The sequence below is a fragment of the Sandarakinorhabdus sp. DWP1-3-1 genome, from assembly GCF_049896705.1.
GTDB lineage: Bacteria > Pseudomonadota > Alphaproteobacteria > Sphingomonadales > Sphingomonadaceae > Sandarakinorhabdus.
Genome location: NZ_JAFCUV010000004.1, coordinates 25,390 through 37,075, shown reverse-complemented (window position 1 = coordinate 37,075; position 11,686 = coordinate 25,390). Strand labels below are relative to the sequence as shown.

The 11,686-nt window shown below is 68.9% G+C and carries 7 protein-coding genes; 3 read left to right on the top strand and 4 right to left on the bottom strand.

The features are described 5' to 3' along the window. The 3 genes from ACP7AI_RS17530 to ACP7AI_RS17520 all read right to left on the bottom strand — a co-directional run. On the bottom strand, positions 1 to 167 hold a 167-nt coding region (locus tag ACP7AI_RS17530; RefSeq protein WP_426170262.1), incomplete at its 3' end, for a TorF family putative porin. A gap of 117 nt (positions 168 to 284) precedes the next feature. After that, a complete protein-coding gene (locus ACP7AI_RS17525) occupies positions 285 to 416 on the bottom strand; it encodes a hypothetical protein (protein WP_426170259.1) in 132 nt (43 codons plus the stop codon). A gap of 180 nt (positions 417 to 596) precedes the next feature. Continuing rightward, a complete protein-coding gene (locus ACP7AI_RS17520; RefSeq protein ID WP_426170257.1) occupies positions 597 to 5,117 on the bottom strand; it encodes a beta strand repeat-containing protein in 4,521 nt (1,506 codons plus the stop codon). A gap of 272 nt (positions 5,118 to 5,389) precedes the next feature. On the opposite strand from ACP7AI_RS17520, the gene ACP7AI_RS17515 reads away from it, so the two are divergent. Genes ACP7AI_RS17515 through ACP7AI_RS17505 form a run of 3 tightly spaced genes read left to right on the top strand, consistent with a single transcriptional unit; the run spans position 5,390 to position 9,331 of the window. Beyond that, entirely contained in the window at positions 5,390 to 7,063 is a 1,674-nt protein-coding gene (locus ACP7AI_RS17515; protein WP_426170255.1) for a glycosyltransferase family 39 protein, read from the top strand. Continuing rightward, a complete protein-coding gene (locus ACP7AI_RS17510) occupies positions 7,056 to 8,489 on the top strand; it encodes a lipopolysaccharide biosynthesis protein (RefSeq protein WP_426170252.1) in 1,434 nt (477 codons plus the stop codon). The genes ACP7AI_RS17515 and ACP7AI_RS17510 overlap by 8 nt, the downstream gene beginning before the upstream one ends. Next, positions 8,480 to 9,331: a hypothetical protein gene (locus ACP7AI_RS17505; RefSeq protein WP_426170250.1), complete on the top strand. Its 852-nt coding sequence runs from the start codon at positions 8,480 to 8,482 to the stop codon at positions 9,329 to 9,331. Before ACP7AI_RS17510 ends, ACP7AI_RS17505 begins: the two co-directional genes overlap by 10 nt. Here the strand turns inward: ACP7AI_RS17505 and ACP7AI_RS17500 are convergent. Continuing rightward, positions 9,328 to 11,487, bottom strand: coding sequence for a GumC family protein (locus tag ACP7AI_RS17500; RefSeq protein ID WP_426170247.1), 2,160 nt, complete (start codon positions 11,485 to 11,487; stop codon positions 9,328 to 9,330). The genes ACP7AI_RS17505 and ACP7AI_RS17500 overlap by 4 nt on opposite strands. Positions 11,488 to 11,686 lie beyond the last annotated feature (199 nt).

The following is an 11,686-nucleotide window of genomic DNA, read 5'->3' as shown; positions in this document are numbered from 1 at the left end:
CCCGATTCATGGTTGAGCGTCAGGCCGCCCTGCACGGCAAGGCCGTTGTTCGACTGCGACACGCCGCGAAAGCGGTAGTCGGAAACCAGGGCAACACTGCCCGAAACCTTGAGCGCCGGTGATGGTGCGTCGGCGGCCATGGCGGGAACGGCGGCGATGGACAGCATCGCCGGCAGCAGAATCTTGGGGATCATTTCGGTATCCGTTGTTGCACTGGCTGCCAGCGCTGCGCGCCAGGTGCTGGACCATGTTGTCGTGTCAGGGCCATCGGCCCGCGTGGTCGCTCAGCCCGCGAGCAGGCGCATGGCGAAAGCGAACACGAGGATCGGGCCAAGGATGGCGGCGAGAAACAATGACAGGGCAGCCGGTGACGAGGCGCGCGCTGCGCTGGTCCGGTCGCGTGTGCGATGTGTCATCGGTTACGGTCTTTCAGGCTCCGGCTCCCGACGCGGCGCCGGGAACGCCCTGCACAGATGCGGCTGCTGCCCGTTTGTTCTCAATCCATGGGAACGACGGCAGGCATAGTTTTTGCGTAGTGTTTCGGCTTGCGGAAGCTGCGTGGGGTCGCCGGCGAGCGCCGCTCGCGGCGAGCCTCGTCAAGCGATCAGGATGATGTCGTTCGCGGTGAGGGCGAGGTTCCTGCCCATCGTCGCCACCTGGACCGCCGCCGCACCGCCGACACCGTCGCTGTCATAGAACAGCCCGCCGGTGCCGGGGTTGTAGACGATATGCTGGTCTGCGGTCGTCGCCGCGCTGCCGACGACAAAGGCGCCGGGCGCCAGGGTGCCGAGCGGATCCGCGGCAAAGGCGGCGAAGACCGCCTTGGAAAAGGCGAGCTTGTCGATCCCGGGGCCGAAGTCCTTGACGATATCGACTTCAACGGGGGTCGCCGGCTGGTCGAACACAAAGGTGTCGGCGCCGGCGCCACCGGTCAGTTCGTCGCCGCCGGCGCCGCCGATCAGCGTGTCCGCGCCGTCGCCGCCCTGGAGCCAGTCCGCGCCGACATTGCCGACCAGCATGTCGTCGCCGGCATTCCCCACAAGGAGATCGCGACCGGCACCGCCATCCAGCATATTGCTGCCGGCATTGCCGTTGATCGTGTTGTTGAAATCATTGCCGATGGCAGCGATGTCGGCGCTGCCGGTCTGCGTCAAATTCTCGATGTTGATGGCGAGCGTGAAATCGACGCCGGCAAAGACGATGTCGACGCCTTCGCCGAAATATTCGACGGTCGCGTCGCCGATGTCATCGACAAAGAAGGTGTCGTTGCCGGTACCGCCGTACATCGCGTCGGCGCCGCCGCGGCCGTCGATGGCGTCGCTGCCGGCACCGCCGAAGATCGTGTCGGCCGACGCATTGCCGTTCAGCGTATCGTTGCCGCCAAGGCCGTTGATCGTCCACAGGTCGTCGGACGGCGCGGTGAAGATGTTGCCGCCATTGTCGCCGCTATAGGTCCGTGGCTCCGGCAGGTTCTTCAACGCGATGGCGAATGGCGCCTCGACGAACAGCCCGTTGGCGTCGGTCACGCGGGCAACGATCTGATGGGCTGCGGCGGTTTCGAAATCGAGCAGGCTGCCATTGGCGACGGTGACGACGCCGGTCACGGCATCGACGGCAAAGCGACCGCCGGCGCTGTCGGTCAGCGCATAGCTGAGCGTGTCGCCGTTGTCCGGGTCGGCGGCGGCCAGCGCGCCGACGACCGTTCCGCCGGGGGCATTCTCGTCGACCGGCGATGCGGTCAGCGCCAGCCCGGTCGGCGCGTCGTTGCGGCCGGCGATGGTGATCGTCACCGTTGCCGTTGACGTCAGGCCGGCGCTGTCGGCAACGACATAGCTGAAGCTGTCGGTCGCGGCCTGGCCGACGCCGAGTGCCAGGAAGGCGGCGCCCGGGGCATAGGTGATGGTATTGCCGGCAAGCGTCAGCGCCGCCCCGGTCGCCGTCGCCGATACCGCGGTAATGGTCAGGATATCGCCGGGATCGACATTGGCGTCGTTGGCGAGCAGCGCTGTCGCCGTGATCGTGCCGCCGTCCTGGCCGACGCCGACCTGGTCGGCGACGCCGATCGGCGCATCGTTGACGTTGGCGACATTGATGTTGGCGCGGCCGGTGGCGGTAAAGCCTTCCGCGTCGATGACCGAATAGTTGAAGCTGGCGCGGCCGGTGAAATCGGCTGTCGGCACGAAATCGATGGTGCCGTCGATGTTCAGCACGACGCTGCCGCCCGATACCGCGGTCACGCCGGTGACCGTCATCGCCGTGTTGCTGGCGGCGCGGTCGTTGGCGAGCAGCCCGGCGGCAAGGAATTGCGCCGGCTGGTCTTCGGTGGCCGCCAGCGTGTCGGTGCCGGTGATGATGTTCGGCGGCGCGCCCTGGCCGGGCAGCGGCGCGAACAGCTTGGTCTTGACGCTGGTGCCGGTGGCGTCGCCGCCCTGCCCGCTATAGTCCGTCCAGCCGACGGCAAAGCCGCCACCCGGCAGGTCGGTGACGGTCGGTTCCGCCTGCGCGCCCAATGTCTCGGTGTTGACGCTGACTTCGCCGCCGACCTTGCTGCCGAACCCGTCGAACATCTGCGCCTTGATGCCCGCGGTGCCCTGTTCGGAATTGGTGCCGCTGTAATCCGCCCAGCCGATGACGAAGCCGCCAAAGGACAGGGCGGTGACCGTCGGCTGCAATTGCGCGCCGGCGGTCGTCGTGTTGACGAGGACCTCGGCGCCGAACTTGTTGCCGGCGGCGTCGAACACCTGCGCCTTGATGGCATAGTTGTCGGCGTCGCCGCCGCGGTTGCTGGCATCGGCCCAGGCGATGACATAGCCGCCGCTGGTCAGCGCGTCGATCGCCGGCGTCTGCTGGTTCGATGCGGTTTCGGTGTTGACCAGCGTCTCGCCCCCCACCTTGGCGCCGTTCGCATCGAACATCTGCGCCTTGATGGCGTCCCGGCTCGCATCGCCGCCGACGCCGCTGCTGTCGCGCCAGGTGACGACGACATTGCCGCTTTCAAGGGTCGTGGCGGCCACCGTGTCCTGGGCGGTCGCGGTCGCGGTGTTGACGAGGAATTCGCCGCCCGCGGCCAGCCCCGCGGCGTCGAAGATGCGGGCCTTGATGCCGGTGCCGCTGCTGTCGCCACCCTGGCCGCTGCCATCGGTCCAGGCGACCATGAACCCGCCGCTGGCGAGGCTGGTGACCACCGGCGCCGTCTGGCTGCCCGCTGTCGCCGTATTGACGGCGATCTCGCCTCCGGCGCGGCTGCCGTCGGCATTGTAGCGCTGGGCCCTGATCTCGTAGCCGGCATTGGAGCCGCCGCTGTTGTCGGCCCAGCTGACGACGAAGCCGCCCGAAGCCAGCGACACCACCGACGCATTGTCCTGGCTGTTCAGCGTCGTCGTATTGACCAGGAATTCACTGCCGACCCGGGCGCCGGACGCATCATGGACCTGGCCCTTGATGCCATTGCCGCTGGCGTCGCCACCCTGGCCGCTGTTGTCGGTCCACACCGCGACATAGCCGCCCGACGGCAGCGAAGCGACCATCGCCGCCTGCTGGTTGTTCAGCGTGGCCGTGTTGGCCAACATGTCGGCCCCGCCCGCATAGCGCGCCTCGATGGCAACTTCGGTGATCTGCAGGTCGATGATCTCGTCGAAACTGTTGCCGAAGCTGTCGATCGCCCGGATGGTGATTTCCGCGGTGGAAGCGGTCTCGAAATCCAGTTTGGCGCTGTCCGCGACGACAAGCCGGTCGCCGACGATCCCGAAGGCGCCGCCGGTCGAATCGTCGACGAGCTGATAGGTATAGCTGGCGTTCAGCGCGCCATTGGCACCCAGCGTCGCCACCGGCAGGCCCTGCACGCTGGTTTCGGCGAGCGTCGTCGACGACAGGGTGATATCGGTGATGGGCTCGGTGCTGGGGGCAAAGATCTGCGCCTTGATACCGGTGCCCGACGCATCGCCGCCGATCAGGCTGCCATCGGTCCAGCTGACGACCAGCGCACCCGACGCCAGTGCCGTCAGTTTGGGCTGCTGCTGGTCGCCCTGCGTCGTCGTGTTGGCAAAGAACTCGCTGCCCAGCTTTGCCCCGGCGGCATCGAAGGCCTGCACCTTGATGCCGAAACCGCTCGGGTCGCCGGTCAGGATGCTGTTGTCGCGCCAGCCGATGGCAAAGCCGCCGCCGGCGATACCGATCACCGACGGCGAATCCTGGGCATTGAGGAAGATCCCGTTGACGAGGATTTCGCCGCCGACCCTCTGCCCGTTGCCGTCGAACATCTGCGCCTTGACGCCGGCACCGGCGGTGTCGCCCTGCAGGCTGAGGTCGCGCCAGGTCACGACGAAGCCGCCGGTGGTGAGCGTCGCCACCTGGGCCTGGTCCTGCGCCGCCGCGGTCGCCGTGTTGACGAGGAACTCGGCGCCGACCTTGGTGCCGGTCGCGCTGAAGACCTGGCCCTTGATGCCGCTCGCGCTGGCGTCGCCGCCCTGCAGGCTGCTGTCGGTCCACGTCACCACGAACCCGCCCGACACCAGCGATGCCGTCGACGAAAATTGCTGGCTGTTGGTAATGGTCGTATTGACGAGGAATTCCCCGCCGACCTTGCCGCCGCCGGCATTGAAGACCTGGCCCTTGATGCCGGCGCCCTTGTTGTCGACACCGATCCCGCTGGCGTCGGTCCAGGTCTGGACGAACCCGCCCGAGGCAAGGCCAGTCATGCTGACGTTGGTCTGGCCGCGCACGGTCTGGGTATTCGACAGGAATTCGGCACCGACCGCGACGCCAGCGGCATCGTAGATCCGGGTCTTGATCCCGGCGCTGTCGGTGTCGCCCTGCAGACTGAAATCCGTCCAGCTGACGGCAAAGCCGCCCGACGCCAGCGCGGTGACCGCCGGCTGCTGCTGCGCGTTGGCGGTCGTCGTGTTGACAAGGAACTCCGCGCCGATGCGGACGCCGAGCGCATCGTAGCGCTGGCCGCGCACCGCCGCGCCGCTGCCGTCGCTGCCGCTGTTGTCGGTCCAGGTGATGACGAAGCCGCCGCCCGCGAGGGCGGTCAGGGCGGCGTCGGCCTGCGCCCCGGTGGTCGTTGTGTTGACAAGGAATTCGGCGCCCTGGCGGCGATAGGCTCCTGTCGTCATCGATCGATTTTCCCCAGATCAAGGCGCGAACATATCATGGCGCCTGCCGCCGCGGGCGCGTCCACATGGGCCCCGGCGGAATATCCCGATGCCGCGCGACGCCCTTTCGAGCAGCGCGCCTACCCCCAACGAGCCGCCCGGCGAAACCGGCCTGCCGGCACCGTGCCGCTAAGCCTTTTGCGCCGCCGGCATAGCCGTTTGCGAAGGTCGCCCCGCGGCCGAAGCTTGGTAACTACAGCGACGCGATGGGACGATGACAAGGGGGTTCTGGCATGTCGACGCGGGCGGCAGGGCACGGCACCGACGCTCGCAGCGTCGCCGAGGCCCGGCAGCGCACGCGCGGCTTGGGCTGGGGCCGGGGCTGGGGCTGGGGCCGGCGCCGTGGCTCGGTCCTCGACGCCTCGGCGATCGGTTGGCGCGACCGCGTCCTGGCGATGGGTGTCGTCGTCGCCCTGGTCGGGCTGTTTGCCCGGATCATGCGCTATCCGCTGCGCCACGACGAGCAGATGTACCTGCCCGTCGGCGCCATGCTGGGCCAGGGCGACATGTATCGCGACTTCGGGTTCAACAATTTCCCCAACCTGCCGTGGCTGCTGCACCTCGTCTATGGCCTGACCGGGACCCATCATTACCTGCTGGCCGGACGGCTGGTGATCTTCGGCGGCTGGCTGCTGGCCGCGCTGGCCATCGCCGCCATCGCCTGGCGGGCGAGCCGTTCGATCGCCGGGGTCGCGCTCGCGGTTCTGGCGCTCGTCACCAACCCGCTGCTGCTCGGCCCGCCCGGCATGATCGTCAGCAACAATTTCCTGCCGATAGCCTTTGCACTGCTCGCCATCCTCGCCTTTGTCGACGGTGTCGACCGGCCGGTGCCGGACCGATCGCGACTGCTGGCGGCGGGCCTGTGCCTCGGCATCGCCGCCGGGTTCAAGGCCAACACCATCTACCTGCTGCCACCCTTTGCCCTGGCGGCGCTGCTGCTGCCGGTTGCGGCCACATGGGCCGTGCGCTGGCGCCGGGTGACGATGCCGTTCGTCGTCGGCGGGCTGGTCGGGGCCGCGCCGCTGCTCGGCCACATGCTCGCCGATCCGGCGGGCTTCATCGCCCACACCGTCGGCTATCACCGGGGTCCGCACATGGCCTATTGGGCCGCCAATGCGGCGCTGGATGGCGAAAAGATCCTGACCGCCGGGGGCAAGCTGCGGCTGGCCGAAACCGCCTGGCTGTCGGGCCCGAGTTTGTTGCTGTTGCTTTGCGTCATCCTGCTTGCGCTTGCCGCGCGCCGGCCCCGCACGGAAAGCCCGTCGTGGCCGGTGCTGCTGGTGGCCGCGCTGTCCGTCGGCGCGGTTCTGGTGTCATTCGTGCCGACGCCGGCGTTCCCGCAATATTACGCGGCGCCGGTACCGCTCGGCATCGCCCTTGCCGCGCTGTTGTACCAGCGCATCGATCCGGCGGCGCGCGAGGCGCTCGTCCTGCCGCTGCGTGCCGGCGGGGTGCTGTTGCTCGTCACCGGGGCGCCGCGCCTGCTCGCCGACCTGCCGGCGCTGGCGCAACCGTCGCAATGGACCGGCCTTGCCGTGCATGCGGAAGCCCGGCGGCTGGCGGGCCTGGTCGGATCGGGCAAGGTCGCGACGTTGGCTCCGATCCACCCGCTGGAGGCCGGCCTCGCCATCTATCCCGAGCTTGCCGCCGGCCCGCTGGCCTATCGCATCGGCGATCTGATCCCGGCGCCCGACCGCCGCCACTATGCCCGACTGGTCTCGCCGACGACCATCACGGGCGTGCTGGCGCGCGATCCCCCCCAGGCAATCCTGGTGGGCCAGGAGGGCGACCTCGATGCGCCATTCGAGGCCTTTGCCAAGGCGAACGGCTATCGCCGCGTCCCCCGCCCGCTGGTCGTCGATCGCCATGGCGCGCTGGTCGTCTGGCTGCAGCCGCCGCGTGACTGACGAGGTCCCACCCGCGCTGCGGACTCGCGTGTTCGGCGCCGCCCTGCCGCGTGCGTTCGACAACCTTCGCGACGACCCGCACCTGCGCAACCGTCTCGGCAATATCGGCCATGTCATGTCGGGCAATTTCGTCGGCTCGGGCATTGCCCTGCTGGCCGTCGCGGTCACCGCGCGCGCGCTTGGGCCCCATGTCTATGGCAATCTGGTGCTGACCATCGTCTTTGCCCGGCTGATCGAGCGTCTGGTCAGCTTCCAGTCCTGGCAGCCGATGATCCGCTATGGCGCCGGGCTCGACACCCGCCGCGATGCCGAGGCGCTGAAATCGCTGTTCAAGTTCGGCCTGCTGCTCGACATCGCCGCCGGCATGGTGGCCTGGCTGGTGGCGCTGCTGGCGGCGTTCATCGCCTATCGCTTCTTCGGCTGGAGCGCGCAGGCGCTGCAGCTGACGGCGGTCTATTGCACGGTGTTGCTGTTCAATCTCGGCGGCATGCCGACGGCGGTGCTGCGCCTGGCAGGGCGATTTCGCGCCGCGTCCTACGGCCAGGTGGCCTCGTCGATCGTGCGGCTGGCGCTTTGCCTGGTCGCCATCCAGCTCGGGGCCGGGCTGTGGGGCTTTGCGCTGATCTGGATGGGCACCCAGATCCTGGGGTCGCTGCTCTTCCTCGGCGTCGGCATTGCGGAACTACGCCGCCAGGGCATCACCGGACTGTTCGGCGCCTCGACGCGCGGCGTCAGCCAGCGGTTTCCCGGGCTCTGGCGCTTCACCTGGTCGGCCAATCTGTCGCTGACGCTGCGGTCGAGCGCCAGCCAGTTCGATACGCTGCTGGTCGGGCTGCTCGCCGATCCGACGTCGGCAGGTCTTTACCATATCGCCAAGCAACTGGGCAAAATGGCCCAGCAGGTGGCAACGCAGGTGCAATCGGTGCTTTACCCCGACGTCGCCCGGTTGTGGGCGGCCGGTGCCATCGCCGAATTCCGCCGGGCCGTGGTGCAGGCGGAGGTTATGCTGGCGCTGGCCGGTGTTGCCGGGTTCGTGGTGGCGCTGGTCGCGGCGCGGCCGTTGCTCGCGCTGGTCGCCGGACCCGAATTCGCCGCGGCGGCGCCGTTGCTGATCGTCCAGATGATCGCGGTGACGCTGATGATGAGCGGCAGCGTGACCCAGGCGGCGCTGATGGCGATGGGCCGCGCGCGGGAAACGCTCAACGTCGTCATCGTCGGCACCATCGCCTTTCACGCGCTCGCCTTTCTGCTGATCCCGGGCATGGGTGCGATGGGGGTGAACGTCGCGCACATCGTGCTTGGCCTCATCACCGTGACCGGGCTGGCAATCACCTTGCGCAAGGGCATTGCGGAGGCGCGGGCCCGGCCGACCCCGGCACCGGCCGCCCAGCCCCTTGCAGCCGAGGAACTCCAGCCATGGCCCTGACCGCCAGCCGGTTGTTCGATGCGCCCCCCGATGCCATTTCGGCGGCGGCGGAGGCGGACTTCTTCACCGCGCTGAAGGGGCGCAACAACACGTTCAAGAAAACCGGTGCCGGGCGGTTCGCGGCCATCGACGCGGCCGTCATCGCGGCGATCGGCAACGATCCGCTCGACAGCGTGCTGGATATCGGCATTTCATCCGGCGCCACCACGATCGAGCTGCGCGACAGCCTGCAAAGGGCGGGCCATCGGCCAAGTGTCACCGGCACCGACCTGTGGATCGATGCCTGGCTGGTGCCGGTGGCGCCCGGCTGCCGGGCGCTGGTCGATGGGTCGGGCCATCTGCTGCAGCACGACCTTTTCGGCCGCGCCGTCCGGCCGTGGCGCCGGCGCCTCGACTATGTCAACGGCCTGGCCGTCGTGCGCGCCACGCTCAACCGGCTGGTGATACCCCGCGTCCGGGCGGCGCTCGCGGCCGGCCGGGGCCGGCGGTTGCGGCTGGTCAGTCCGCAGCTGGCGCGCCACGCCGATGTCGTCGTGCAGCAGGACGATGTGACCGTGGCCAACCCCGGTTTCGCCGGCCGCTTCGACCTGGTCCGCGCCGCCAACATCCTCAACCGCGACTATTTCGACGAGGCCACGCTGCTGCGCGCACTGGCCAATGTCATCGGCTATCTGTCCGGGCCGGGAGCATGGCTGCTGGTCATCCGCACTCTCGCCAATGGCGAACAGCACGGCACGCTGTTCCGCCGCAACGCCGATGGCATGGCGGTGGTCCGCCGCTTCGGCACCGGATCGGAAGTGGAGGCGCTCGTCCTTGCCGCCGCGGTCCCCGCCAAACCCTAGGCGCGGGCGGCACCGCCATAATAGCTCGCGCAGGCGGCATGATGCTGGATCGTGTCGCCGTAGCGCAGGCGCGCATGGCGGGCGAAATCGACGCGATTGATGACCACCCCGGCGAGCGGCGTATCGATCGCCCCGACGGCATTGCGCACGGTGTCGGCCCGGGTGTCGCCCCAGCGCAGCACCAGCAGGGTCGCATCCGCCAGCGCGGCAAGCTGCCGGGCGTCGCACACCGCCAGGATCGGCGGCGCACTGAGCACGATCAGGTCGAACCGGCCGCGCAGCTCCGCCAGCAGCTCGGCGACACGGGGTGACGCCAGCAGCTGCGCCGGGTTGGCGGGGATGCCGGCGACGCCGATAACCGACAGGTCGCCGACGATCGGGTCGTTGGCGATGATGTCGTCGATGGTCGCCCGGCCCTCGAGATAGGCGATCAGGTCGGCGGGCGCGCGACCCGCCGCCGGCGCCATTTCCAAAAGGCTGGGCTGGCGCAGGTCGAGGTCGATGACGACGGCGCGCTGCCACAGCACCGCCGCCGCGGCGCCCAGCCCGAGGGCGATCGTCGACTTGCCGTCGCCCGGCAGCGGCGAGGTGACGAGCACCGTGCCGGTCCGACCGGGCGGCAGCCGCCGGTTGACCTCGAAGCACAGGTTCCGCAGGCTTTCCGACCATACCGACTGGGGGTCCTGCTTGGGGGCCCGATAATTGTTGGGAATGTCGGCCGCGGCCAGTTTGGGGATCATGCCGAGCGTCGGCAGCCCGGTCAGCCTTGCCACCTGGCCGGCGCTGCGGACGCGCGTGTCGAAGAACTCGATGAGATAGGCCAGCAGCAGCCCCAGCAGCAGCGAGCCGATGGCGGCGACGCCGATGATCTGCGGCGCCCTTGGAAAGCTCGGGTCGCGCGGCGGCACGGCCCGCGCCATGATCCGCGCCGACGGTGCGATCAGGTGCGCCTTGCCGTCGAGCTGCCGCAGCCGCGACAGGCTCGCGACATACAGCGCCCGTTCGGCCTCGGCGTTGCGCTCCAGATCCATCAGCTGGACGTTGGCGCGGCGCTGGTCGAAGGATCGCGCCGTCACCGCCGCGACTTCGCTGCCGATCTGGCCGGCGCGGGCGGCACGAATCCGGACTTCGGCCTGCAGGCCGTTGTTCACCGCGCGGTTTTCCTCGACGATGCGGCGGTTGACGTCGTCGAGCTGGGCCCTGGCGTTGATGAGGTCGGGGTACCCGTCGCCATAGAAACCCGACAGTTCGGTGACCCGTTTCGACAGTTCGGTCGCCTGGCGGCGCAGGTCGGCAAGCTGTGCTGATCCGGGCGCGGCAATGGCCTCCACGACATTGCCGGTGGCAGCGACGCGGGCCCGGGCGGCCGATTCACTGAGACCCGAGCGCGCGTCCGACAGCGATTCCGCCAACCGGCCGAGCGTGGCCAGATCGGAGCCATCGGACAGGCCGACGATGCCGTTCCGGCGTCGATACGCCGCCACCTGCGCATCGGCGGCAATGACGCGCTGGCGCAGCGCCTCCACCTGCGGTGTCAGCACGGCGATGCTGCGCTGGTTCGCCGCCAGCGCATATTCGCGCTGCAACTCGATATGGCCGATGACGAAGCGATTGGCGATTTGCGCCGCCAGTTGCGGATCGCGCGCGCTGGCCGCAACGGTGATGATGTTCGAGCCCTCCACGCGCGCCACCGCGACATGCGCCTGCAGGCGATCGATCACCTCTTCGCTCGGGCTGCCGGCGGCGGCGCTCCGCGGCGTGCGCCCGCGCCTGGGGATCGGCTTGGCGAGCGGATTGAAGTCGAGATCGTCGGCAAGGCCGAGGTTGACGGCGACACGGCGGGCAAGCGCCCGCGACCGCATCTGTTCGAGCTGGCCCCTGACCATGATGTCGGCGAGCGCGGCGCTTTGCGACATCGGGCCGGCGAGGTCGTCGTTGTTGCCGTCGGCATTGACGATCAGCGATGCCGACGCCTTGTAGATCGGCGGCCACAACATCGCGAAGGCGATCGTGCCACCGGTCACCACCACGAAGATTGCGGCGATCAGCAGCTTGTGGCGCAGCAGGCCGCGCAGGATGTCACCGGCCGCCAGCCCGTCGCGGCTGCCCGGGCCCTGCGCCTCCGGAAGATTGAACGTCAACGGTTGATGGTTCATGCCGCACTCCGCTTCAGCGCCAAATTACACCATTCGGGGCGGTGGGTGGGCAGGCAACGGCGCGCGGCGACGGCGCATCGGGGGTCATCCATTCGGATTAGGTCGTGAACTCATAAATGTCATGCCCCGGCACGGCCCGGAGCGGCTTCGCACGAGTGAGTGAGCGCAGTGGCGCACCCTGGCGGGTGCGTCCAAGCGA